Here is a 25,942-nt window from a genome sequence, read left to right as displayed (position 1 = left end):
GCCCGCTTCTGCGTTGATTATCGGTGCGTTTCGCGGAATAACGGGTCCGCAATATGCTGTGGACCCGCCCCGATATTAACGGCCTACGCGAGCCTGGTGCTCAGGAGAGTAACGTTCGCCGACGATTTTAATCGTTTCAAGCGCCTGGGTTATCTGAAGCAAATCATTCTGCGAAAGAATAATATCAGCAGCCCCCAGGTTTTCCTCCAGCCGGTGCAGTTTCGTGGTCCCAGGGATAGGAACAATCCATGATTTTTGTGCCAGCAGCCATGCCAGCGCGATTTGCGCAGAAGTCACACCTTTCTCTGCTGCCAGTTCACCTAACAAAGATACCAGCTTTTCATTGGCTGCAATCGCCGGTTCGGCGAAACGCGGCACCTGACTTCGGTAATCATCCTTGCCAAAAGTGGTTCCCGGCCTAATCGATCCCGTCAGGAAGCCTTTGCCTAATGGGCTGAAGGGTACGAAACCAATGTCCAGTTCCTCCAGTAACGGCAGGATCTCCTGCTCCGGTTCGCGCCACCACATGGAGTATTCACTTTGCAGGGCGGTAACCGGTTGTACAGCATGGGCGCGACGAATGGTTTGCGCTCCCGCTTCGGACAAACCAAAATGTTTGACCTTGCCTTCCGCGATCAGGTCTTTCACCGTTCCCGCAACATCTTCAATCGGGACATCGGGATCGACACGGTGTTGATACAGCAGATCAATGACATCGGTCTTAAGACGGCGTAATGACCCTTCAACGGCTTGACGGATATGCTCCGGGCGGCTGTTTAAAATCTGCTGCTTGTTGTCCGCACCGAAGGTAAAACCAAATTTGGTGGCAATGACCACACGGTCACGAAACGGTTTTAACGCTTCACCGACAACCTCTTCATTAATGAAGGGGCCATAGACTTCGGCGGTGTCGAAGAACGTAACGCCACGTTCAACAGCGGTACGAATAAGCTCGATTGCCTGACGGGTATCGGTGGCCGGGCCGTAGCCGTGGCTGAGCCCCATGCAACCTAGCCCAAGTGCTGACACTTCGAGTCTGGATTTGCCCAGATAACGTTTTTGCATTGAATAAATTCCTCGTTTACAACGGCTTAAACATCAAGTTTGCGGCCAGTCAGCCACTCCACCATCGCCGGGTCGCGGTGAGAGAAAAAGGCGCTGGTTGCGGTATCAAGAGCGGTAATCTGCAACATATCTGTAGAACTGAGTTCAAAATCAAGAATGTTGATGTTCTCTTCCATGCGCTCTTTGCGTACCGATTTCGCCAGCGAAACGATGCCTCGCTGGAAAATCCACCGCAGCACAACCTGACCCACGCTTTTGCCGTACTTCTGACCTATCGCCGTTAATACAGGATGCTGGAACAGACCATTTTTGCCTTCTGCAAACGGAGCCCAGGCTTCTGGCTGAATGCCACGGCTTTGCATCCACGGAACGGCGTGAAGTTGCTGGTTGAACGGGTTAACTTCAATCTGGTTTACCGCAGGGGTAACGTTGTTGAAGGCGATAAGATCGGCCAGCCTGTCAGGATGGAAGTTGCTAACGCCAATGGCGCGAATTTTGCCCGCCTGCTGCAATTCTTCCATAGCACGCCAGGCGCCGTGGACATCGCCGTAAGGCTGGTGAATCAGATACAGGTCAACGTAATCGAGTTGCAGTCGATTCAGGGAGCGCTCGAACTGCGCTTTAGCACCTTCGTAATGAGTATCCTGAAGCCACAGTTTGGTTGTCACAAACAGTTCGTTACGGGCGATACCGGTCTGTTTCAGCGCGTTGCCGACCTGGGTTTCATTCTGATAAGACGCCGCCGTATCAATCAGGCGGTATCCCGTATCAATGGCATCAATCACGGCTCTTTCGCATTCAGCGGCATCAGACATCTGAAACACACCAAAGCCCAGCAGGGGCATCTCTATACCGTTGTTCAGTTTTACAGTTTGCATGGCGTTATCCTTCAGCGGTTGTCGCGGAAAAGCATAACGCAAACTGATTTATTCGATTAGGTGGGGTAATTAGCTAGGGTTTATTAGATAGATTCATTAATAGGCGGGCTTTGTGCCAGCCTCGTGACGCGCGAGGGGGCGGGGCGCAGGAAAGTTGGGACCCCCACGCCAATAGCGTGAGGGCCACGGAAATTACCGCTGTGTCACTTCTCTGAGAATATCGAGCGCCTGCTTAAACTGGGCGTCTGGAATCGTCAGTGGGTACAGGAAACGAATCACGTTTCCGTATTGACCACAGGTCAGTAGCAGCAGCCCGCGTGCCAGCGCTTTTTGTTGGATTTGCTGGGCAATTTGGGCGGATGGCTCCCGCGTGTCGGGGGTGACGAATTCGGCGGCGACCATCGAGCCAATTCCCCGGACGGCTACCAGCGAGGGACACCAGGCTTTGGCTTCTTCCAGCGTGGCTTTTAGTTGCTCGCCGAGGCGCTGTGCCCGTTCGCAAAGATTCTCGCTGTCGATGACATTCAGCACTGCGTGAGCGGCGGCGATAGACAGCGGGTTACCGGCATAGGTTCCGCCCAGACCGCCCGGCGCAGGAGAGTCCATTATTTCAGCATTGCCGACCACGCCGGAGAGCGGCATCCCGCCCGCCAGGCTTTTTGCCATCGTCATCAGGTCAGGTTTATCGGCGTAGTGATCCATAGCAAACAGCTTGCCGGTACGGGCAAAGCCGCTTTGCACTTCATCGGCAATCATTACGATACCGTGCTCGTCGCAGATGCGGCGAATCGCGGCAACCAGCTCAGTTGGCGCGACATTAAAGCCGCCTTCACCCTGAACCGGTTCAAAAATAATGGCGGCAACCTGTTTGGCCTCGATATCCGATTTGAACAAACGCTCAATCGCCGTGATGGCATCACGGGTGGTAATTCCTTGTTGCTCTGACGGATACGGAACGTGATAGATGGAACCAGGGAACGGGCCAAAGCCAATCTTATAAGGGGCGACTTTGCCGGTTAACGCCATCGTCATGTAGGTGCGCCCGTGGAAGCCACCGCTAAAGGCGATAACCCCAGGGCGTCCGGTGTGCGCTCGGGCGATTTTAATCGCGTTTTCAACGGCTTCTGCCCCCGTGGTGAAGAAGGCCGTTTTGGCTTGCCCCTTCACCGGCGCCAGTTCGTTGAGCTTCTCGGCTAATGAAACATAGCTTTCGTAAGGAACAATCTGGTAGGCCGTATGGGTAAAGTGCTGAAGCTGCTCTTTCACGGCGGCAACCAGCGCTGGGTGGCGATGGCCGGTATTTAACACCGCTATTCCTGCGGCGAAATCGATATAGTCATTACCTTCGACGTCAGTCAGCGTGGCATTCTCTGCAGAATCGGCAAAAAACTGACACATCACTCCCACGCCGCGCGGCGTGGCGGCAAGACGACGTTGATGAAATTCATGATTGCTCATATTCAATACCCTTATTAAAAAGCCATTGTATGAAAACGATTAAACCCCAAGACGATCGCGCAAGCTGTAGTAGGCCGCACCCATTGCGGTAAATGGAATGCGCAGGCTACGTCCACCAGGGAACGGGTAGTGCGGCAGGTTGGCGAAAGCATCAAAACGCTCGGCGTCACCGCGCAGAAGCTCGGAAATCAGCCGTCCGGCGAGGTGTGTACAGGTCACACCGTGTCCGCTGTAGCCCTGCATGTAATAGATGTTGTTATCAAGACGACCAAACTGCGGCATACGTGATAGCGTCAGCAGGAAATTCCCCGTCCAGCGGTAATCAATTTTGACGCCCTGCAACTGCGGGAAGGTTTTCAGCAGGTTAGGCATCACCAAACGTTCAATATCGTTCGGGTCGCGCGCGCCATACACCACGCCGCCGCCGTACAGCAGGCGGTTATCCGCCGTCAGACGGTAGTAATCCAGCAGGTAGTTACAATCTTCCACGCAGTAGTTGTTCGGGATAAGAGACTGTGCTAGCTCGGCAGAGAGCGGCTCGGTGGTGATCACCTGTGTGCCGCACGGCATACTGCGTTTTGCTAATTCCGGTTCAACTTTATCGCCGAGATATGCGTTACCCGCGACAATGACGTAACGAGCCGTCACCTGGCCGTGCTGGGTGCTGACAACCGCCGGGCTGGTATGTTGGATGTGGGTCACCGGCGAAAGCTCATAAACCCGACCGCCGTTTAAGCGGATTGCATCGGCTTCCCCAATGGCTAAATTCAGTGGATGAATATGACCACCGCAGTGATCCAGCAGTGCGCCGGTGTAACGGTCGCTATCGACTTCGCGGCGGATAGCGTTAGCATCCAGCATTTCCAACTGGTTATTACCGTAGCGTTCCCAGTTCGCTTTCTGCTCTTCCAGCGTGTCCAGTTGCTTGTTATTGAGCGCGACAAACAGGCCGCCAGGGCGGTAGTCGCACTGGATCTGGTAGCGCTTAATCCGCTCACGGATAATCTCGCCGCCTTCAAACATCATGCTGCCAAGCATCCGGGCGGTATCCGGGCCGTAGCTCTTTTCAATCACATCGATATCGCGGCTGTAGGAGTTAACCAACTGTCCACCGTTGCGCCCGCTGGCGCCAAAACCGATACGCTGGCTTTCCAGCAGCACCACGTCATAGCCCATTTCAGCGAGATGCAGCGCGGACGAAAGCCCGGTATAGCCACCGCCCACCACGCAGACGTCGCAGTGGATGGATTCATTCAGCGTTGGAAATGGCGAGTATTGATTCGCGCTCGCGGCGTAATAACTGTGGGTATGTTCTTTCATGATTAAGGCTCCAGAGAAATCCAGATAGTTTTCAGCTCGGTGAATTTTTCTAATGCATGTAGGGACTTATCGCGCCCGTTGCCGCTTTGCTTATAGCCGCCGAAGGGCACGGTCATGTCGCCGTCATTGTAGTTATTGACGAAAACAGAACCGGCTTTCAGGCGCTGGCTTACACGATGGGCGCGGGAGAGGGAACCCGTCCACACGCCAGCGCCCAGGCCATACTGGCTGTCGTTCGCCAGGCGTACGGCCTCGTCTTCGGTTTTAAAGCGGGTGACAACCAGCACCGGGCCAAAGATCTCTTCCTGGTTAATGCGGGATGACGGTTCGACATCGGCAATAATGGTCGGGCCAACGGTGGCTGGGCACGGGGTGTCACGGCCATCCAGCAGCAGCGTGCCTTTGCCTGCGCCTTCGCGGATAAAGGTATGCACTGTGTCGGCATGGGCGGTATCAATCAGCGTTCCCATCGTCGTATTGGGGTCGAGTGGGTTGCCCGGCTGCCAGTTCAGTGCCTGTTCTTTAAGGCGGCGGAGAAACTCATCGGCAATACTCTCCTCTACCAACAGGCGAGTACCGGCGATGCATACCTGGCCCTGGTTATAGAAGATACCGCCTGCGGTGGCGTTAACGGCTTTTTGCAGGTCTGGGCAGTCGGCGAAAACGATATTGGCGCTTTTGCCGCCCGCTTCCAGCCAGACGCGTTTCATATTGCTGTCACCGGCGTCTTTCAGCAGTTGCTTTCCGGTGCGGGTCGAGCCGGTAAAGGTGAGGGTGTCTACGTCAGGGTGCTGCGCCAACGCCTGTCCGGCTTCGTGACCGTAGCCGCTGACCACATTCAGCACACCGTCCGGCAGCCCTGCATCCTTTGCCAGTGCGGCAAGGCGTAGCGCGGTTAGTGGTGATTTCTCGGAAGGTTTAAGGATTATACTGTTGCCCGCCGCCAGCGCTGGGCCAAGTTTCCAGCAAGCCAACAGCAGCGGGAAGTTCCACGGCACAACGGCCGCTACCACGCCAATAGGTTCACGCACAATCAGCGCCAGCTCGTGATGCGATGTCGGGGCCACTTCACCGTAAATTTTATCAATCGCTTCTGCATACCAGCGGATAGCGCGCGCCGCGCCCGGGATATCGTCACGCAGGCTGTGGCGAATGGGTTTGCCGGTATCGAGTGTCTCCAGCAAGGCCAGTTCTTCGCGGTGTTGTTCTATCAGGCTGGCAAATTTAAGCAGTACCGCTTTGCGCTGGGCGGGCGAGGCCTGCGACCAATCTCCGCGTTCAAATACGCTGCGGGCAGCCTGAACGGCCTGGTCGATATCCGCTTTTTTGCCACGCGCGACCTGTGCCAGCGTTTTTTGCTCGGCGGGGGAAATCGTTTCAAATGTTGTATTATCGGCGGCAGAACAATATTCACCGTTAATAAAAAGGCGAGTCTCTATTGGCAGACTTTTCGCTTTATTCTGCCAATAAGCCAGATGCTGAAAATCCATATTAACTCCTTGATATCGTAATCGGATATATAAAGGTATTAGCCATTTTTAGGTCATTGAGGGCGCAGGGCGTCCCAGGTTTAAATAACCTGTTTATACTCGTCACACTTCAAGCTGCCGCTCGAATTATTTTGGCTTGATGCCGTAATCGATAATTTTTAATATGCTCCGGCGTTATACCGCCGGAGCAGGGCTGAAATCAGAATGTGGTAGGAGTATGGGCACTAATAATTCGGCAAATACCCGCCGAGGTGTTGCTGAAACTATGCGGTATGCCGGTATTAATGGCATAACTTTGTCCGGCAACCAGGTGATATAACTGACCGTTAATGGTCAACATAATTTCACCTTCTAATATTGTCCCGATCTCTTCCCCCTGATGCTTGATTCTCTCCCCAGTAGTGGTTCCTGGCTGATACGTTTCAAAAATCATCGCCAGCGTACGGTTCGGATTTCCGTTATGAATGAGTTTCATCGAAACACCCTGACTACCCATTTCGATAAGATCGTCCTGATTAATAACCACCTGCGGTTCATCAGGCTTTTCTGGTTCAGAAAAGAATTCCGAGAGCGACAGACCATAAACTTTCAGCAACTTTTGTAGCGTACTGATGGCAGGACTGACTTTGTCCTGTTCTATGGTACTGATGGCACTATGTGTTAACCCAGACAGTTCGGCGGCTCGACGTTGTGAAAGACCCAATAACTGGCGAATCTCTGACAAACGTTTCCCTAGCGCCAGGCCGTCATCGCTCATATTTGCATTTCCTTAACTGTAGCGGTCAGAGTCGCTGTGTTCAGCAGCATAGCTCCGACAGGCGGTGATAAAACCATCAAACAGCAGGCGAGACAGGGCATATTCGCTGCTGTTCCATTCAGGGTGCCACTGCACACCCAGGGCAAAAGGGTGGTGATTAACGCTGACGGCTTCCACCAACCCATCTGGAGAACGGGCTTCAACACGCAACTGTGGCCCTAAGGTCTTTGCCCCCTGGCCGTGTAACGAGTTAACCCAGAATGTGCTGCATTCCGGTATTAACCGGGAGAGCAATCCTCCGTTTTGAACCTGAACTTCATGCGAGGGAGCATATTGCATCTCCACCGGCAGCTCAGCGTCTTCGCGATGTTCAAGGAGGTTTGGCTGCTCAAACAGCCGACGATACAGCGTTCCACCAGTAGCGACAACCAGTTCCTGTAGTCCCCGACAAATGGCGAAAATGGGGATGCGCCTTTCGAGTGCCGCGTTAATCAGCGTCATGCTCAGCAGATCACGCCCTGGGTCGGCGTAAGGCTCATCGCCGTTTTCACCATAAAGGTGTGGCTGTACGTTGCTAGGGCTACCCGGCAAATAAATACCGTCCAGTTTGGGTAACAGCACGGAAAGCAATTCAGGTTCCGCCAGCGCATGGGGGAGGGCAATTGGCAGCCCACCGGCGTTGATTATCGCATTCAGGTATTTCTCTTGCAGAGTCTGGGTCTCGTGACCCTTGAGCCTGTTCCTACACATCACGATACCGATAACTGGCTTGTGCATTATATTTTCCATGATCGCCCTCACAAAGTGGACTAAATTATGACCGCGCTTGGCGTTTTTACGGCCATTTTGTTCAATATTTTTTCAATCTAGCAGTGAGAATGGCCGTTTGCAAACTTTTATGTAACATTTGACAAACAATTTGTTTGCATACAAAGTCGAATGTATGGACATTATATTTGACAGTCGTGGTCCGAGAACGCAATCCCAAACAACGGTGGTAAATCATGGAAACCAATATCGTAGAAGTTGAGAATTTTGTTCAGCATTCGGAAGAAAGACGAAGTAGTGCATTCATGCAGGAGGTCAAACGCTACCTGGAACGTTACCCCGAAACGCAATTTATCGACGTCCTGCTCACCGACCTTAACGGCTGTTTCCGTGGCAAACGTATCCCTGTCGCGGGCCTGAGCAAGCTGGAGAAAGGCTGTTATTTCCCCGCTTCCGTCTTTGCGATGGATATTCTGGGCAATGTGGTGGAAGAGGCCGGGCTAGGCCAGGAGTTGGGCGAGCCGGATTGCACCTGTATGCCGGTGCTGGGGACGTTAACCCCGTCCGCCGCCGACCCAGAGTTTATTGGCCAGGTGCAGCTCACCATGATTGATGAAGATGGCGCTCCCTTTGACGTTGAACCACGGAACATCCTTAACCGCCTCTGGCAGCAACTGCGCCAACGTGGTCTGTTCCCGGTGGTAGCGGTAGAGCTGGAGTTCTATTTACTTGACCGTCAACGTGACGCCGAAGGCGACCTCCAACCCCCTTGCGCGCCGGGAACCGACGTACGCAATACTCAAAGCCAGGTTTACTCGGTGGACAACCTGAACCACTTCGCCGATGTACTCAATGACATCGATGAACTGGCGCAGCTCCAGCTGATTCCGGCCGATGGCGCCGTGGCGGAAGCCTCGCCAGGGCAGTTCGAAATCAACCTGCACCACACCGAAAATGTGCTGGATGCCTGTGATGATGCGCTGGCGTTAAAACGCCTGGTGCGTTTAATGGCGGAGAAACATAAAATGCACGCCACCTTTATGGCGAAGCCTTATGAAGAGCACGCGGGCAGCGGGATGCATATCCATATCAGTATGCAAAATAACAAGGGTGAGAACGTGCTGGTGGATGCCGACGGCGAAGACTCCTCCTTACTCAAGCGCGCGCTGGCGGGGATGATTGATTTAATGCCTGCGTCGATGGCGCTGCTGGCGCCGAACGTTAACTCATACCGCCGCTTCCAGCCGGGGATGTATGTGCCGACGCAAGCCTCCTGGGGGCATAACAACCGCACCGTGGCGCTGCGTATTCCTTGTGGCGATCATCAAAACCACCGCGTTGAATATCGCGTGGCGGGGGCGGATGCCAACCCTTATCTGGTGATGGCGGCCATTTTTGCCGGGATTTTACACGGGCTGGATAACCCGCTGCCGCTGCAAGAAGAAGTTGAAGGTAACGGTCTGGAGCAAGATGGCCTGCCGTTCCCGATTCGCCAAAGTGATGCGCTGTGGGAATTTATGCAAAATGATCCGCTGCGTGAATATCTGGGCGAGCGTTTCTGCCACGTTTATCACGCGTGTAAGAACGATGAATTACTGCAATTTGAGCGTCTTATCACAGAAACAGAAATTGAGTGGATGTTGAAAAACGCCTGACGTCATGCCCGATAAGGGCATATTTCTTTATGTAGCATCATACGGCCTGCGCGGAGCCTGGCCGGACTTTTAGCTGGTCATCCAGCCATTTCCCGGGTGTCGCGTTAAGGAACGCTGGCGACAACGGGTTTCAGTTAACGACACAATGTACGACGAGGAAATGAGATGATGCAGATGTTCAAATACCCGCAGGGTGAAGGGGGCCAGATTGGCTGCCGCTGTGAAGAGATGCTTTCGGTCAATTGCCGAAATATGTTCACCCGTTATTTACGTTTTTCCCCCTTGCGAAGTAGGTTTGTAATGAGGTCGATGTACCCGCAAACCCGCGTTAGCATGGGGGGGAACGGCCATGTCTGCTAATACTTCGCTGGATCTTGCATCGAGCACGGGTAAAACCGGGCTGCGTAAATCACTCAAACTTTGGCAGGTCGTCATGATGGGGTTGGCTTATCTGACTCCAATGACCGTGTTTGATACTTTTGGCATTGTCTCCGGTATCAGCAATGGTCACGTTCCGGCCTCTTATTTACTGGCGCTGGCGGGCGTTCTGTTTACGGCGATTAGCTACGGTAAGCTGGTGCGTCAGTTTCCACAGGCGGGGTCGGCCTATACTTACACTCAAAAATCGATTGGGCCACATGCCGGATTTATGGTCGGCTGGTCTTCGCTGCTCGACTACCTTTTCTTACCGATGATCAACGTGTTACTGGCGAAAATTTATCTTTCCGCCATGTTCCCGGACGTGCCGCCGTGGATCTGGGTCGTGAGCTTTGTCTCCATCCTGACCCTCGCTAACCTGAAAAGCGTCAACCTGGTCGCCAACTTCAATACCCTGTTTGTCCTGGTACAAGTGTCGATTATGGTGGTTTTCGTGGTGCTGGTGGTACACGGCCTGCATAAAGGCGAAGGGGTTGGCACGGTGTGGTCGCTCCAGCCCTTTATTAGCCAGAACGCGCATCTTATCCCGATAATTACCGGCGCGACGATTGTCTGTTTCTCGTTCCTCGGATTTGATGCCGTCACCACGCTTTCTGAAGAAACGATGGATGCGGCGCGGGTTATCCCGAAAGCGATTTTCCTGACGGCGCTGTACGGCGGGCTGATTTTCATCATCGCCTCTTTCTTTATGCAGCTCTTTTTCCCGAATATCAGCCGCTTTAAAGACCCCGACGCCGCGCTGCCGGAAATCGCGCTGTATGTCGGCGGCAAGCTATTCCAGTCGATTTTCCTCTGCACCACTTTCGTCAACACACTGGCCTCCGGGCTTGCTTCGCACGCCAGCGTGTCGCGCCTGCTGTATGTGATGGGGCGTGATAATGTGTTCCCGGAGCGCGTCTTTGGCTACGTGCACCCGAAATGGCGCACGCCAGCATTAAACGTCATCATGGTTGGGGTGGTGGCGCTATCGGCGCTGTTTTTTGACCTGGTGACGGCGACGGCGCTGATAAATTTTGGCGCACTGGTGGCCTTCACCTTTGTGAATCTGTCGGTCTTTAATCACTTCTGGCGGCGCAAAGGCTATAACAAAACGTGGAAAGAGCGCTTTCATTATCTGCTACTGCCGCTGATTGGCGCGGTAACGGTGGGCGTGTTGTGGATAAACCTGGAGGCGACTTCTCTCACGCTGGGTCTGGTCTGGGCGGCGTTGGGCTTGTTGTATTTAAGCTGGCTGACGCGTCGTTTCCGCAAACCACCGCCGCAGTTTGAGGCAAGCTAACCTGTTAAAGGGCACTCGCTTTATTGAAAAAACAGCCGGGGGCAATGTCACGGTAACGAGCATAATGCCGAGTGGTGAGTCGGTACACCGCCGCAACGTAACGCTAGCTACGGGGTAGCTAGCGTGGGTGCAAGATTAGCGGTTAAAGAATTGCACGGTTATCGTGCCATCGCGGTGAAAAATACATTGCCCGGTATAAGTCAGCTCATTGCCATAGTCGTTTTTGGCTTCTAGCTCGATATTCACAAAATGCTCGTCCCGGTCATTGAAGTCCATTGATGCACCAGCAATATCGTGCAACGTTGCTGATGCCGGGAATTTCAGGTTGTGCTTGAGCGCCTCGCTACATTCCATCACGCTGCCTGGCGCGCTGGCCTGCAAAGCGTCATGTTCTGCTTTACGCACTTCGCTATCGCTCAACCCTGCCGCTGGCGCATTGTCGGCGGTGTACCATTTGCCGTGGCTGTCTTTCAACTCTTTTGCTGAGAAACGCCATTGCTTGAGGTTGCTGCAACTGACGAAAAAGAGGGGATTGTCTTTAAACTTGTGGTCTGGACTATCGGATGGCGCGGCGGTTTCTACCTTATCGCAATCTGCGTTTTTCGCTGCACGATAGGCTGCCGCGCGTGAACCTGCCATCGCGTCCTTCACCCCTTTTTTGCCCAACTGCTTATTCAGGCTTGGGAATTGGCTGGCGTCGGTTAAATCATCAAAGGCGTACTCGCCGATTTTAGCCTTCGCCTCGTTACCGCTAATCACCGGCGCTGCGTCTTGCTGCGTATTCTCCGCTAGCGGCTCGGCGGCAGGAGGGCTGCTATCGCTAATATTGTCTGGCGTATCCGTACAGCTATTTAACGCAGACACGATCATTGCCGAGCCTATTAAAGCGGCAATAATCTTTACTCTCATATCCATTATTTCTTTGTTTCCCAGATAGTCAGGCGGAGCGATTTCCCTGCAATGGGGTGCCCCGTCCCTTTAAAGGTGATGATTCACCACCGTGTAGCACGCTGAACCCACTGGCTGCTTGGTTCCAGCGCTAATGTATTCGTGCCTTTGCCAGAGGCGTTTACTGAAAGGTGAGTGATGACAGGCGATACCAGCCGTCAGCGAGTTTGCCTTCGTTCGCCAACTGGATGCGCGCCTTCTGGTGCTCATCAACCAGCGCAACGTCCAGATGATAGCGGCCTGGTTTCAGGTTTTTAGGCGTGGGTAGGGCAAAGTGTGAAGCGTGATTGCCGGGTAGCCACTGGCGAATATCATCATTGGCGGTTGACTGCGTAACCGTCTGTTCGTTGGCATCCTGCAAGCGCCAGGCTAGCTGATAATGCAGGTAAATAGGCGCAACACCATCGTTAGACCAACGGCTGGTCAGGGCAATCGCCTGGCCGGCGTGGCGAGTGGCGTCATGCGTCAGAGAAACAACGCGAAAACGATAGCCAAGCCGGGTCAGCGCTTTATCCAGAATATCGCGATACTCCGCCGGTACTTCTCGTGATTTCAAGTTGAGTGTGCTGGCGTGATGTTGCAATGCCCAGTCAAACGTGGCTTGCACCTGTTTACGCGTGTAGTGCTGCATGCTTTTCCACTCGGCCATATATCCGCAAATCTCAAAGCTCACAGGAGCTTTTTTCCACGCGTCATCAAACCCGCTCCACGATGCCTTTGCCGCTGCCAGACGCTCCGGGTAATCGTTGCGCATGTGGCTCCACTCGCGGGTAAAATTGTGCCAGTCACCCAAGCAGTCTGCGCGCCAACCGGCCCCTTTTTTCACCGCGCTGGCCAGCGTTTCTCCACCGCTAATCAGCATGATTTTAGGCGTGCGAGGGAAGGCATCGAAGTGCAGATCAACGTAGCGGTCGAGCTGTTCTGGCGTGTAGCGTTTGAGCAACGGCTTGATAGTCGGGAAATTACTGTTATGCCACTCCCCCCACGACCCCACCATTCCGATGTCGATATACGCCAGTTCAGGATTGCCGTCATACCGGCGGCCAAATGCCGTTAACAGACGCTGGGCGTACTGAAGAAAAACAGGATCATCGAGATCGGGCACAAACGTTCTGCCATCCGGCGTCCAGTTGCCTTTAATGCCTTTTTTTATTAACCAGTCGGGAACGCGTGAACCGGATTCCGGCTCATCCAGAGCCATAAAACGCAGGCCGACGTTCATCGCAGGATGATGATGCGCCGCAACGGCGAATGCCCCGTCAACGAGCGCAAAATTGTATTTACCCTCCTGAGGCTCCAGATCGCTCCAGTAATAACGCTGATATTCAATACCCGTATTGGGATACTTTGAAACCGGCAAACGTTCACCATAGCCGTCGTGGAAACTGGCAATCCCGTTGCCTGGGTTGGTCAACGGGCGGGTGAGAGGGTGAGGGTGTACGGTAAGCGTGTTATCGCTCGCCTGCGCAGAGGTGAAGGCCATTCCGGCGATGGCGATAGCCAACGGAAGAATATTGCCTAAACTCGGTGTCGGGCACCGCATGTTGCACTCCTTGTTCATACCCATTTACTGACGATGCTTCATTAGCCAATCCCAAAGCCCCAAATGGTAGTTTTGGAAAATATCGATCCCAAGCGCGGATTTAATCAGATACAGCGCAATAAACACCGAACCCAGTCCGATAAGAATGGCTAATACCATCAACAATGAAACGCCCAGCCGCCGTACCGATGAGACCTCTTCACGTGGCCTGCGGCGCAGGTCGCGGCCCAGCAAAAACACCATATAGTAGCGGCGAGCAAACAGGGGAAAGCTACGGCGAAAATCTATCCGATGACGGGTCGTCAGGGTGATATTCAGCACCGCTTTCTCCAGCGCCTGCTTCTGTTTTTCCGTTAGCGAGTTGATGGTTTCTTCGTCCAGAGAGCGATAAAAACGCTCCAGCGCATAGGGCTGTTTGTTCGTTTTATCCAAAAAATTAGCCTGTTTTGTTATTGAGCAACTGTCGGTAAACCTGCATGGTTTGCTCGGCAATAGTATCCCAGTTGTAACGGGTCAGATAGTTTTGGTAATCCTGGCCTGGCAAGTCGATTCGTTGGGCTATTTTTGCCGCCAGCGCGGCGACATCGCCCACCGGAAAATAAGCCTCTGCCTCAAGCCCCACTTCAAGATTAGCCGGAATATCGCTGATGATGACCGGCAATGAATACGACATCGCCTCCAGTAGCGCAATCGGCAGGCCTTCATGGTAAGAGGGCATCGCGAACAGCCGCGCCTGTGAGAATATGGCCTGCAAGGTATCGCCACTGACAAAGCCGGTCAGGATAACCCCTGGCGTTTCACGCGCCAGATGTTTGAGCTTTTCGCTGTACTGCGTCGGGTGGTCGGCATCGCCCACCAGCACTAAAGGCCAGCGGATATCGGACTGCTTCCAGGCGGCAATCAGATCATGCAGCCCTTTTTCTTCCACAAAACGGCTCACCGCCACCACGTATTCACGCGGTTTTAGCGAATAGGCATCCAGCACGTTATGCGCGATTTCGCCCTCCAGCGGTGGCCGAAGATGCACACCATTTGGAATCAAATGCGCGTCATTACGCCCATACTGTTCCTGAATCAGCGTATTAATCACCTCAGAAATCACGATAACTTCATTGGCGTATTTCACCGCCCAGCGCTCGCCAAGCATCAACATTTTGCGTGCGAAGCCGCCCCATTTTTGGCGCACGTAGTCTGGCCCGTGGTGGGTAAACACCACTTTTTTACCCAGCAAGCGCAGCAGGGGAACCACCAAACCAGGACCGACGGCATGAACGTGAACCACGTCAGAGCCGTCAACGCGAGAGGCCAGTGCGGCGAGCGTTGAATGGACAATCGCTTCCAGCGACTTTTTCTTTGGTGCCCAAATCGCCCGTGTTTTTACCCCCCGATAGACGCCGCGACGATAGGTCACATACGGTGAGCGGGCAATCACGCATATATCGACATCGTTATGCGCTTTAATCGCCGGGTAAAGATTCTGGCAATGCGTTTCCACGCCGCCCAGCACATCAGGGATACCGCGCGTTCCCAGCACGGTGATTCGCTTAGTCATTAGGCATTCCATTTAGCAATTTCTGGTACAGCGCGATTAACGCTTCCATGTGTACACGCAGCGAGTATTTGCTCTCTAAGCGCTGGCGGGCGCGTTCGCCAAGCTGGCGCGCGCCGTCGGGGTCGCAGGATAGCTCATCCAGAATCGCGGCCAGTTCGGTCACATTGCCGGGTTCAAACAGCCGTCCTTCTTCGCCATCACGAATTTGCTCTGGAATACCGCCGATGTTGCCGCCAACGACCGGCTTGCCAAACGACATTGCTTCCAGCACCGACATCGAGCAGTTCTCGTAGTATTCGGAAGGGACAATCACCGCGCGGGCGTGGCGAATCAGGTTATTCAGCCCTTCGCCTTGCTGCTGATAGCCGAGGAATTCCGCCCCCGGGAAGCGCGCGACCAGGTCTTTATACAGCGGGCCATCACCGGCAATTTTTAGCGGCAGACGGTGTTTCATCTGCTGATGCGCCTGCGCAAGCGTAGCGACCCCTTTTTCCCGGCTCAGACGGCCAATAAACAGGAAGTAGCCCTCGTCGCGGTTGTCGCCAATCGGCTGGCTATCATCAATGCCGTTGACGATGACCTCTACGGGCACATCGGTGATTTTACGAATCACTTTCTCACGCAAAAATGCGCTCGGCGAAATAATGGCGTCCAGTTTGTGGTAGTTGCGCGCCAGATCCTGCCACAGCGCTTCCAGCGACAGCAGCAGGCTTTTGCCCGCAGATCCTTCCTGGCAACGGTAGCGGAAGGCGTTAAAGACCGAACCATCCAGACAGGCTTCGCAGATATGACCATCGCGCAGCATGGTGTAAGACGGGCAGATAATTTTGTAGTCGTGCGCGGTCAGTACCGTTTTGCAGCCAAAGCGCCTGGCAATGCCAATAATCGACGGCGTAAGCTGATGATAAATATTATGGAAATGCACAATATCCGGTTTTTCACGCAGCAGCAGGTCGTTAAATTTCTGACATGCCTCGCTGTTATGGATAAAGTTGATGGCCGTTTTGACCTTGCCGATGATGCCATCGCGACCGTGATAATCGACGTTACTGACAAACCAGTCGGAATAGGCCGAGGCAAAATTGCTCTTATGCTGCATGGCGAAATCCATCACCTGGATCCCCGCCGCTTTGAGCTGGTCACTTTCCTGGAAATAGACGGTTTCAGCGCCGCCTTTGATAAAGAAGAACTTATTAACGAGCAGGACTTTCATTTTTCCGCATCCTGATGACTGACAACGGTATTTTCCGGTGGCTGCAAGGGGTCTGGCATCGGGGTCAGTAGCCCACGAATCAACCCGGCAGAAAACACCGTCAGGTTCAGAACGCTATGCAGACCAGCGAACAGTGAACGGTTCTTGACGGTTTTTAACAAAATAAACAGCACCAGCGGCAGCAGCGAAAGGGCGCACAGCAGCGGATGCCCGGTGAACAACACCGCCAGCAGCCCCAGCACATACAGGGTAAAAATGATTTCGTTACGGGCAATGCTTAAGGCATCGCGGAACCAGGGTTTACCCCATGAACTGCGCAGCAGCTCGCCAGAACAGCTCAGGAAACGGTTTTTCCAGCGATAGCGAAGCATGGCGAAAGTCGGCAGGGTATGCGAGGTATGGCTGAAGTAGGGCACATCCAAACGGTGAAGTTTAAAACCTGCGCTAAGCAGGCGAATCCCCAGCTCTGCTTCTTCATAGCCGTGCAGCCCACGATGCGTGAGGTAGCCCACTTTCTCAATGGCGCTGCGTCGGTACAAGCCACCGCCCGCCAGGTGATCGCAATCGCCCAGCGGATAGATTCGGTCGATGCGCTGTTTGCGCGACTTAAACTCGTAGTTGCTGCCTTCGTCCATCGTCACGCGGCCTGCCACGCCCGCATAGTCAGGATGAGACTGTAAAAAGGCCACGGCGGCATCAATAAAGCCTTCGTCCAGCTCCATATCACCGTCCATCAGCAGCAGAAACTCGCCGTGGCTATGCAAATAACCCAACTGGTGACCGACGCCGCAGCTGCGTTCTTCCGGGTGAAGTAATGACACCACCGTCGCGCCTTTGGCACTGGCCAATTCGCGGGTGTTGTCGGTAGACAGGCTATCGGCGACGATGACTTCGTGCGGGTATGCCGCCAACTGTCTATCGATGCTGTCTATGGTTTTCTCAATGCCTTTTGCCTCATTAAAGGTCTTAATGCTGGCAGTGATAAAAGGCAGGTTACTCATACTCCCTCCGGCTTGAACGATGAACGGTGCGGCGAATGACCAGGGCCGAACCGCTCGTCAGATAAAACAAAAATTGCAATAAAGGCGTGATCATCAATGTCTGGCTATAAGGCAGGCTAAGCAGACAGCCGATGATAAAAACGGTAAACGCCGGGCCGTAGCTCAGCAGTTGTTTATCTTGGTTATCTAATTGATTGATATCGAGCGACGGGCGCGGCCAGGTGATGCGGATAATCCACAGCAGCAGGCCGATAAACAGCACCGTGCCGATAATGCCGACTTCCCACAGCAACATGCTGAGAGAGGTGGAGTCGAGCACCAGGTGGAATATCAAGTTGAGATAGCCCGCAGAAACGGCGCTGCCGCTGTTGGTGGCATTCAGCCCGTAGCCAAATAGCTGGCTTGAAATGCCCCACATGTCGCTGTGTTTCGCCCAGAAGAAAATGGTCGTCAAACGCCCCAGCTCACCGGTGGCGGCCATGATGTAGTTGGTATCAAAGATATAGTCGAGAGAGTCGAGGAAGATGCTCAGCGAGCTTTTCCCCGCTGCGCCGCCAAACGCCGATGAGTAACCGGCGGAGAGCACCATAATCGCCAGCGAAATCAGCCCGCCCATCACCGCAAAAATGATCAGCAGCGTTTTGAGCGTCACCTTGCTGACGCCCTTCACCCAGGACGGCATACTCCACACCAGCGCCATCAAAAACGGCGACAGCAGAATGATAAATTTTATCTCGCCCATCACGCACAGCATAAACGCAAGGCCAATATGAACCCCCGCCGAGCGCCAGGTGGTCACGCCGTGTTTTAGCTCGGACAGCTTCATCAGCATAATCAGCAGGCAAAACATGCCCATCACCGCCGTGTTGCCGCCGCCCATTGGGTCGCCGCCGAAAGTGCCAACCACGGAATCCCATTTTTCATACTCCCCGCGCGCGGCGACACGCTTTGGTAGCACAATCAAAATTTGGTAAATCACCAGTGGGAATTGGGCGTAAAACACCCAGTACAACAGGCGGCTAACGCGATAAATTTGCGACTCGCGACAAAACCCCAGCAGCAGGCAAAACAGCACCAGCGACATGCCGATTTCGTTTTTGATGCCGATAATGGTGACGGTGACGCCGCCCTGCAAATAGGTGCTGATAAGCGCCAGCAGCAGAAAACAGAGATAGATAACCAGCAGCATCATCTCGGACAAATCTAGCGCCAGCGGCGTATGCCGGGTTTGCATCAGCAGCATCCCGGCAGTTGCAAAGGCCATAATAACCGGCAGCCACAGCACCGCCAGAATGCCGGTGAAATACTGCACCACACCGCAAAATAACAGCGTAACGAGGGTGTAGATTTGCAGCCACAGCGCGTTATTGAGGATCATGGATGCGCCATTTGCTGGCTGAGTTTCGCCGCGCGTTTATTCATCTGTCGCCAGATGAACAGATAACGCAGCAGCGTCAACAGTGAGAACGTCAGTACCGCCACCGGATAGCTCTGGCCGAAATACGGCAGCACCAAAAACGCCAGCAGGGTAATCGCCAGTTGCTCGACCTGAATGCGCAGGAAGTAAAAGTGAGAGCCAAAAATCAGTTCAATAACGGTTAACGGGCTAATCGCCAGCGCCAGGAACAGGTACGGCAGGATATAGCGGGAAGACGGCACAGAGGCTATCCATTCGGCGCTAAAGCCCAGTTTCATCACCAGCGGGTAGAAAATCAGCACGCCGAGAGTGCAGACCACCGCCAGCACCAGCAGTAACAAACGTACCTTTTTATATTCCGGGTAGTTAAAGGTCTGCTGGCGGAAATCCATCGACCATTTCGAGAAAATGGAGTTGCGCACCGCGTTGCCGACAATAGTTACCGGCGACAGACAAAAGCGCATGACTACCGAGAAATAACCCGCCGTCAGCGCCGAGAACCAGAAGTTAATCAGCATGATAGGCAAGTTGTTGTTCACCATCGCCAGCACTTCAGCCGTACCCACTTTGCTCAGATGATGGCGATGCTCACGGAAGAACGCGACGTTGCTTTTGATTCCCCAGTGCGCCCAACGCAGGGTGCGCAGGCGGAAGGTGTGAATAATACAGCCGGTAATCAGCAGCAACATTTCTGCTGTCCACAGCCAGTAAAAGGCCGCCGCGTGAGAAGTCACCAGCAGGGCGACAATCACCACTACGGAAACCATCATCCGCTGGAACACCAGAAAACGGTAATTCCCCGTGCGAAGCGACAGGTTTTCCGCCACCAGAACCAGCGCGTAGCTCAGCGTCAGCAGGTACAGGAACAGCACATCCTGGTGGAATAACCACGAAGTCAGCACCGCGTAAGGGATGGCGATAATCAGGCTCTGGATCACGCAGAAAGCGACGTTCCGCGCCAGTTGCTCATCGTCTGGCTGGCGGGGGATCAGCAACTGCGAGGCAAACGTGCACACCTGCGCGCCAACCAGCACAATGCTGTAAATCAGTGAGTAAATCCCCACTTCCGCCATGCCGTATTTATGCGAAATAAACCAAATAGACAGTGCGCCAATAAGCTGAGAGACAACCGATGAACTGGCAATGGTCGTAATGCTGCGTAACAAATTCATCGTGATTTCACCGGTGCGATAAACTCACCCACCTGCTGGTGGATAAGGCGGTCGCCCTCTTTGCTTTCCAGGTTGTCATCGCTCACTTTGTTGAGCACCGCGCCAACCAGTGTGCAGTGCTCGCGGCGTAAAGTGTCTTGCAGCGCTTGCAGTTCACTGGCCTGTAAACGTCCGGCCTGCGACACCAACAGCACTCCGTCAGACAGGCGGCCAATCAGTTGGCAGTCCTGCGCCTGGCTGGCGGCTGGCGTGTCGATAATGATGCGTTGATAGCGCGTGCGCAGAGTGTCGAGAAGCGCCGTAAGCTGCGGTGATGTCAGCATCAGCAGGGCAGAGCCGCTAAGATGGCCACGCGGTAAGAAGGTGAGATGGTCAGACTGTTTCACTAACACCTCATCCAGCGTTTTGCTGCCTAAAATCACCTCGGCTAGCCCCGGCGTTTTCGCGTCTGACAGGCCTGTATCGTTGGCATAATCCATATCGATCAGCAGCGTTTTTTGATCGACGCTAAACGATCGCGCCAGCGCCTGGGCGACCAGCGTACGGCCTTCGCCCGGCTGTGCGGAGGCCAGCGCCACGCTCTGCGGCGACGGGGTCATCAGCATTAACTGGGTACGAATCGCATGGACTAAATCGGCGCGCAGCGGGTCGTTAAATAGCCGCGTCAGCAGCGCCTGACGGTCGTCAGACTCGGTGAACACCGGCAGCTCACCGAGGACGGGCAGATTCAGGCTTTTCGCCAACTGGCTCATGCTATTCAGGGTGTTGTTGAGCGCCGCACCAACAATCAGCCACACCAGATACAGCAGGCTAACGAGTACCACGACAATCATCCACAGCATTGGTTTATTCGGTTTGGCTGGGCGTTCCGGCGGCACGGCGGGGTCTGAAATCAGCGCGTCCGGTTGGTCGAGCGACAGCGACAGCGCCTGCTCGTGCGAGCGTTGATACAGGGTTTGATACAGCTCCTGCGTTTTATTCAGCGCCGCCATCATGGTGTTGTACTGGTCGCGTTTGCCCGCCAACTGCTGGAAATTCTCTTTTTGGCTGTCGAGCATCGCCTTGTAGTGGTTTTCATCGTCCAGCGCGGCCTGATACTGCTGGCGTGCGCCGCGTGCCAGTTCGCTGATGACCTGGCTAATTTGCCCGTTCACCGCGCTGACCTGTGCCTGCGCTTCAAGAATTTTATCGTGCTTCGGCCCATAGCGTTTACGTAGCTCCGCCAGGCTGCGCCGCGTTTGGGTCAGCGCAATGCGCAAGTCTTGAATCTGTGAATGGTCGGAAAACTGCGGCAGGGAGATAATGTCTTCCGGGGCGTGGTCTGCCAGTGCTTTTTGCACTTCATCGTACTGCGCCTGGGCGGCAATACGGCGCTGCGTGGAGTCAGCCAGACGGTTTGTGATAATGCCCAACTGCTCGGTTTCAAAGCCATCGACGCCACGGAACGTCAGCAGATCCTCTTTTTTCAGAAAATCGTCAATGGCGGCTTTCTGCTCCACCATTTGCTGCTGCACGCGATCCATCTGCTGCTGGTTCCAGGCCTGGGCTTCTTTCGTCGCCTTGTGCTTTTGCTCAACCGAGGCATCGATATACGCCTGCGCTACGCCGTTCGCGACGTTTGCCGCTATTTCCGCCGACGGTGACTGATAGCTGATGTCAATTAACTGGGTGTTACGCACGCCGCTCACCGACAGGTTATTGACCACGTTTTTCAGCGTGCTTTCCATACGCTGCGCGGCGTTATCCGCCGTACACTGGCTGGCTTCAATGCCGCCGTTAAACGTTGGCTCACGGTCTAATTGAAGGCGAGTAATCGCTTTTTGCAGCACCACGCGCGACTGCACCAGCGCATACTGCGTTTCGTAGAAATCGCTGCGGGTGGCGTCATAGCGGCTAAGCTGCGGCAGCGGCGTGGTATCGTCTTGCAGCGCCTTAATCATCACCGCCGAGGTGGCGACATATTTAGACGGGATAAGCCTAATCAGCGGATAGGCGACCACGGCGGTGACGACAACAACCGCCAGAAGACGCCAGATTTTGCTGCGGATCTGGCGGGTGTATCGGGAAAACTCCACCACGTTTTCCATTTTTTTTCCTTGCTCAACCATCGATAGTTTCATATCAGAAGAAGCTCATACCAATGATGACCGTGTCCCCAGGATGCAGCGAATGACGGACATCCACGTTCTCCAGCAGCGTATTACTGCCAGAAAGCCGAATACTCAGGTCGTGTTTATCCGCGCGGTCGGTAAAACCGCCACCCAGCGCCAGCGCTTTCTCAACGGTCAGGCCCGGCTGCCAGGGGTAGCCGTCCGGTTTTTCCACTTCGCCGAGAATATAAATATTACGGAACTGGGTGACCGTAACGGTCACCATCGGGTTTTGCAGATAATCACCGCGCAGGCGTTTGGTTAGCTCCGCGCTGACCTCTTCCGGCGTTTTACCGGATAACACGAGTTGCCCAATGTAGGGGAAGACGATGGTGCCGCTGCTATCGAGCAAAAAGCGCATGGTCATATCCGGCTCACCGGCTACCGTGATACTGACCTGGTCACCTTCACCCAACCAGTAACGGTTATCCTTCGACGGCGTGTCCATTAACGGTGTTGGCGTACTGCACGCCGTCACCAGGCTGCAACAGAGGAGGAGAAACATCGCGATTAAATTTTTCACGTTAGATTTGTACCCTGGCCGTAAACATAATCAATTGGTTGTTATAACCCAGCGTTCTATCTACTTCTCGCTCGTAGTTTGGCCCAATAAAGAACGAGTCGGTCTCCTTGTTTGAACGCAGCGTGTCTTTCTGATACTTCAGTTCAAAATTGATGGAAGGGCGGAAGTCATAGCTTGCGCTCAATGTCAGCAGGCCATCACGGTCTTTGCGATGGTTAACCTGCTTTTTATAGGTTTCAGTCACGTAGGTGTAATCAATGGTGGTTGATAAACGGTCAACCCACCAATGGTGCGTCCAGGCCAGGCCGTTTTCCATCACCTGGATATAGCCGCCCACTTCGGATGGGTCCTTAATGTGCTGATCGCTGTGCAGCGTCCACGCCGAGTGCTGAAGGGGTTTCCACACCAGCTCAACGTTCCAGTTCAGACCGTTGAAATCCTGTGCATCAGGCGCGGTGATAAACTGCTTGTACAGCCAGGACACGTTGGCATCTATGTGGGTTTTACCGGTGATTTGCCCCTTATAACCGTACAGCAGATAGTACTCGTTGCTGTCTTTCAGCGATGTCGTTTCATAGCGCCGCTGGTTGGTAATAAAGCTATAGCGGAAGCGGTTATTTTTGCTGTACATATCAAACAGCTCGACCACCAGGCTTGGCTCATGCCACTCCTGATCGCGGATGTACTGATAAAAATCGCCATCCGCCGCGCGCACATCGTCGAGCTTTTTAAAGCGCAATTGCTTATAGAGGAGGGCGGTTTCAACTTTGCCCCGGCCTTCCGGCGCGCCAAAGCTGTAGCGCACTTCGCTGCTGAGAAAGCGCGTATTCAGCGGCTTATCAATACCAAACGCTTTAAACTGCTCTGGCAGAAAGCCTTCGCTAATGCCTCTACCGCGCTCTTCATGGCCCAGCGTGTCTTGCAAATCCACGCTTAAACCGTGCATCTGCCCGTAGCGCCACTGGCCGGTGAAACGTAAAAAGTGGTTGCTATAGTCGTCGGCGCTGTCCTGGGTATAACGGCGATAATCGCCGGAATACATCAGCAGATAATGGTCTTCATAGCGGTCGCCAATCATGCGCAGCATTGGGCTGACGTGATAATACGACGAACTGATTTCGTTTTTGGCCCACGGCTGATAGGTCACATTACTGACCTGCCCGTAGTTGGCGGTGACCTGGCTTTGAAAATCAATGCCAGCCACGCCGACATGTGATTTCGGCTGCGGAAGCGCCCACGCCGAAGGCATGGCCGCTAAACCGGCAAGCAATAGCGCACTAGTAGGCGTTTTCACCGGAAAAACCTTTCGTCATGGTTTTCAGGATGATTTTAATATCCAACCACAGTGACCAGTTTTGAATGTAGTCGATATCGTACTGGATGCGTTTTTCCATCTTATCCAGAGTATCCACTTCGCCACGGTAGCCGTTGACCTGCGCCAGCCCGGTGATGCCCGGTTTTACCTTGTGGCGAATCATGTAGTTATTAACTATCTGGCGATATTCCTCGTTGTGCGCAACGGCGTGAGGGCGTGGCCCGACAATCGACATACGGCCCTGGATAACGTTAATAAACTGCGGCAGCTCATCCAGTGATTTACGGCGCAGGAATGAACCAAATCGCGTGACGCGCGGGTCTTGCTTGGTTGCCTGTACCACGACATCGGCGTTTTCCATCACGCGCATTGAGCGGAATTTATACACCGTGATTTTTTGACCGCTTAAACCATAGCGATCTTGCTTAAATATCACCGGCCCGCGCGAGGTGAGCTTGATGCCGATAGCAATAAATAGCATTAATGGTGAAATAAGAAGCGTTATTAAAGTGCCGAGGATCAAATCTTCTGCACGTTTTATTATTGCGCCACCGTCATCAAAGGGCGAACTGAGAATGCTAACTGCTTGCATATTACCTATCATGCGAACTTCGGTGGTATGCGAACTATATGCGTAGAGGTCAGGAACAATAAATGTATCGACAGTGGTGTCAGACATCATGGCGAGAAAATGACGAATACGCTCTACTGCTGCCATTGGCAGAGCAATATAAATCTCGTCTAATTCCCCTTTTTTTGCTTGTTCCAGCAGGTCATTGACTTTACCGCGATAAGGGGCTTGGGTGAGATAACCAAAGCGACTTTCACATCTGTCGTCATAATAAGCTAAGTCAATCTTTTCCCAGCTATATTCTTTCAATAGTTCTTGTTCTGCGGCTAAACCCGCTGGGGTCATACCCACGATAGCAATACGTAGTCTTTTCTGCTTAAAGCGCTTGATCAAAACTAGTCTGACAATGAACACCGTTAGCAGCGGCACTGCGTAAGGCAGCAGCGGCGGCGGAAACAGTGGGAAGTCCCAAAGGCCAGTAAGGTGCATGTCGTTGAAGTAATTGAATGAAATTCTTAAAACTTCCATAAAAACAAACGACAGCAGGCAGGTTCCGGCGAAGCGAGGGAATTCTGACAGGCGGAGACTTTTGATTCGGTAGTTATAAACGCTGGTATATTCACCTATTAACAGGAAAACAATGGAAAACAGAATGCTAAATATGATGCCATTGTAAAAATCTTGTTGCGAAAATAAGTAAAAGAATAATATTGATGAAAAATTCATTGATGCAAAATCAATAAATTTAGCAACAATGGAGTACCCTCGTCGCTTAATTCTAATCCGATGGCTAAGCATTTTTTAGCCCATTCCTTAATAAGATTATTCTATATTTGGTGTAATTCGAGTTTGTTTTATGCCACTTACATGAAAATAAAAATAAATCTCTCGTTACATCAACCAGTTTAGCAAAGGCTAAGGTGTATTGATGATTTCTTATGAGGATATCCTGATTTTCTTCTTACATATATTAGCAAATGTAAATGGCAAATGTCTTTGGTGGATTTAAAAAAGTGCAGAAAAGGCATCGCGATATTTATAAGCCAGCTATTCTCTATGACGGATGGTATGTGGCGTTATGTGGCATGGTGCAGTGTGAGAATGGCGGCGTACAAACCTGCGTAGGCCTGATAAGCGCAGCGCCATCAGGCAGAATGGTGCGGATTGCCGGATGGCGGCGCAAGTGCCTTATCCGGCCTACAACCGGCGCCATCAGGCAGAACGGTGCGGATTGCCGGATGGCGGCACAAGTGCCTTATCCGGCCTACAACCAGCGCCATCAGGCAGAACGGTGCGGATTGCCGGATGGCGGCACAAGTGCCTTATCCGGCCTACAACCAGCGCCATCAGGCAAGAACGGTGTGGATTGCCGGATGGCGGCGTAAACGCCTTATCCGGCCTACAAACTTGCGCCATCAGGCAGAATGGT

22 protein-coding genes are annotated in these 25,942 nt (G+C 53.3%); 3 read left to right on the top strand and 19 right to left on the bottom strand.

Features of this window, described 5'->3' with window-relative positions; translation table 11 throughout:
- Window positions 1–75: 75 nt before the first annotated feature.
- The 7 genes from AC6I4B_RS18235 to puuD form a co-directional block, all read right to left on the bottom strand.
- Window positions 76–1,065, bottom strand: a complete 990-nt coding sequence (locus AC6I4B_RS18235; protein ID WP_497767202.1) for an aldo/keto reductase — start codon at window positions 1,063–1,065, stop codon at window positions 76–78.
- A gap of 26 nt (window positions 1,066–1,091) precedes the next feature.
- Entirely contained in the window at window positions 1,092–1,943 is an 852-nt protein-coding gene (locus AC6I4B_RS18230) for an aldo/keto reductase (protein WP_497767201.1), read from the bottom strand.
- Window positions 1,944–2,135: 192 nt separating this feature from the next.
- The gene (gene puuE / locus AC6I4B_RS18225) at window positions 2,136–3,401 is read right to left on the bottom strand and encodes a 4-aminobutyrate transaminase (protein WP_497767199.1); all 1,266 of its coding nucleotides are present in this window, start codon (window positions 3,399–3,401) and stop codon (window positions 2,136–2,138) included.
- Between the two features lie 39 nt (window positions 3,402–3,440).
- A complete protein-coding gene (locus AC6I4B_RS18220) occupies window positions 3,441–4,721 on the bottom strand; it encodes an NAD(P)/FAD-dependent oxidoreductase (protein ID WP_497767198.1) in 1,281 nt (426 codons plus the stop codon).
- A 2-nt stretch (window positions 4,722–4,723) separates the two neighbouring features.
- Entirely contained in the window at window positions 4,724–6,211 is a 1,488-nt protein-coding gene (gene puuC / locus AC6I4B_RS18215; protein WP_497767196.1) for an aldehyde dehydrogenase PuuC, read from the bottom strand.
- 199 nt (window positions 6,212–6,410) lie between these two features.
- Window positions 6,411–6,968, bottom strand: a complete 558-nt coding sequence (puuR, locus tag AC6I4B_RS18210) for an HTH-type transcriptional regulator PuuR (RefSeq protein ID WP_497767195.1) — start codon at window positions 6,966–6,968, stop codon at window positions 6,411–6,413.
- Between the two features lie 12 nt (window positions 6,969–6,980).
- Complete coding sequence (gene puuD, locus AC6I4B_RS18205) at window positions 6,981–7,745, bottom strand: gamma-glutamyl-gamma-aminobutyrate hydrolase (protein ID WP_497767193.1); 765 nt, start codon at window positions 7,743–7,745, stop codon at window positions 6,981–6,983.
- A 227-nt stretch (window positions 7,746–7,972) separates the two neighbouring features.
- Here puuD and AC6I4B_RS18200 point away from each other — a divergent pair, with 227 nt between their 5' ends.
- Together AC6I4B_RS18200 and AC6I4B_RS18195 are read left to right on the top strand one after the other, a co-directional pair.
- Window positions 7,973–9,391 carry a glutamine synthetase family protein gene (locus AC6I4B_RS18200; protein ID WP_497767191.1) on the top strand — a complete coding sequence of 473 codons (1,419 nt, stop codon included), beginning with the start codon at window positions 7,973–7,975 and terminating at the stop codon, window positions 9,389–9,391.
- A 349-nt stretch (window positions 9,392–9,740) separates the two neighbouring features.
- Window positions 9,741–11,108, top strand: a complete 1,368-nt coding sequence (locus AC6I4B_RS18195) for an APC family permease (RefSeq protein ID WP_497767190.1) — start codon at window positions 9,741–9,743, stop codon at window positions 11,106–11,108.
- 135 nt (window positions 11,109–11,243) lie between these two features.
- On the opposite strand, the gene AC6I4B_RS18190 is transcribed toward AC6I4B_RS18195, so the two are convergent.
- The 12 genes from AC6I4B_RS18190 to AC6I4B_RS18135 form a co-directional block, all read right to left on the bottom strand.
- Complete coding sequence (locus tag AC6I4B_RS18190) at window positions 11,244–12,023, bottom strand: hypothetical protein (RefSeq protein ID WP_497767189.1); 780 nt, start codon at window positions 12,021–12,023, stop codon at window positions 11,244–11,246.
- Window positions 12,024–12,177: 154 nt separating this feature from the next.
- Complete coding sequence (locus AC6I4B_RS18185; protein ID WP_497767187.1) at window positions 12,178–13,599, bottom strand: DUF4832 domain-containing protein; 1,422 nt, start codon at window positions 13,597–13,599, stop codon at window positions 12,178–12,180.
- A 24-nt stretch (window positions 13,600–13,623) separates the two neighbouring features.
- Window positions 13,624–14,031: a hypothetical protein gene (locus AC6I4B_RS18180; protein ID WP_497767186.1), complete on the bottom strand. Its 408-nt coding sequence runs from the start codon at window positions 14,029–14,031 to the stop codon at window positions 13,624–13,626.
- 4 nt (window positions 14,032–14,035) lie between these two features.
- On the bottom strand, window positions 14,036–15,151 hold the full coding sequence (locus tag AC6I4B_RS18175; protein ID WP_497767184.1) for a glycosyltransferase family 4 protein: 1,116 nt from the start codon (window positions 15,149–15,151) through the stop codon (window positions 14,036–14,038).
- Window positions 15,144–16,364: a glycosyltransferase family 4 protein gene (locus AC6I4B_RS18170; protein ID WP_497767182.1), complete on the bottom strand. Its 1,221-nt coding sequence runs from the start codon at window positions 16,362–16,364 to the stop codon at window positions 15,144–15,146. The genes AC6I4B_RS18175 and AC6I4B_RS18170 overlap by 8 nt, the downstream gene beginning before the upstream one ends.
- On the bottom strand, window positions 16,361–17,365 hold the full coding sequence (locus tag AC6I4B_RS18165; RefSeq protein ID WP_497767180.1) for a glycosyltransferase family 2 protein: 1,005 nt from the start codon (window positions 17,363–17,365) through the stop codon (window positions 16,361–16,363). Before AC6I4B_RS18165 ends, AC6I4B_RS18170 begins: the two co-directional genes overlap by 4 nt.
- Complete coding sequence (locus AC6I4B_RS18160) at window positions 17,358–18,743, bottom strand: capsular biosynthesis protein (RefSeq protein WP_497767179.1); 1,386 nt, start codon at window positions 18,741–18,743, stop codon at window positions 17,358–17,360. Before AC6I4B_RS18160 ends, AC6I4B_RS18165 begins: the two co-directional genes overlap by 8 nt.
- Window positions 18,740–19,954, bottom strand: a complete 1,215-nt coding sequence (locus AC6I4B_RS18155) for a lipopolysaccharide biosynthesis protein (protein WP_497767177.1) — start codon at window positions 19,952–19,954, stop codon at window positions 18,740–18,742. Before AC6I4B_RS18155 ends, AC6I4B_RS18160 begins: the two co-directional genes overlap by 4 nt.
- On the bottom strand, window positions 19,951–22,041 hold the full coding sequence (locus AC6I4B_RS18150; RefSeq protein WP_497767175.1) for a GumC family protein: 2,091 nt from the start codon (window positions 22,039–22,041) through the stop codon (window positions 19,951–19,953). The genes AC6I4B_RS18155 and AC6I4B_RS18150 overlap by 4 nt, the downstream gene beginning before the upstream one ends.
- A 34-nt stretch (window positions 22,042–22,075) precedes the next feature.
- A complete protein-coding gene (locus AC6I4B_RS18145) occupies window positions 22,076–22,609 on the bottom strand; it encodes a polysaccharide biosynthesis/export family protein (protein WP_497772237.1) in 534 nt (177 codons plus the stop codon).
- A 19-nt stretch (window positions 22,610–22,628) separates the two neighbouring features.
- Complete coding sequence (locus AC6I4B_RS18140) at window positions 22,629–23,876, bottom strand: outer membrane beta-barrel protein (RefSeq protein WP_497772235.1); 1,248 nt, start codon at window positions 23,874–23,876, stop codon at window positions 22,629–22,631.
- A 28-nt stretch (window positions 23,877–23,904) separates the two neighbouring features.
- Window positions 23,905–25,311 (bottom strand): undecaprenyl-phosphate glucose phosphotransferase, encoded by a 1,407-nt coding sequence (locus tag AC6I4B_RS18135; protein WP_497767173.1) that lies wholly within the window; start codon window positions 25,309–25,311, stop codon window positions 23,905–23,907.
- Window positions 25,312–25,496: 185 nt separating this feature from the next.
- Here AC6I4B_RS18135 and AC6I4B_RS18130 point away from each other — a divergent pair, with 185 nt between their 5' ends.
- Window positions 25,497–25,898: a hypothetical protein gene (locus AC6I4B_RS18130; protein ID WP_497767171.1), complete on the top strand. Its 402-nt coding sequence runs from the start codon at window positions 25,497–25,499 to the stop codon at window positions 25,896–25,898.
- The last annotated feature ends 44 nt before the right edge of the window (window positions 25,899–25,942 follow it).

This window comes from Kluyvera fluvialis (assembly GCF_059725275.1).
Note: the sequence above shows the minus strand (reverse complement) of the source record. Positions and strands in the feature narration are given on the sequence as shown.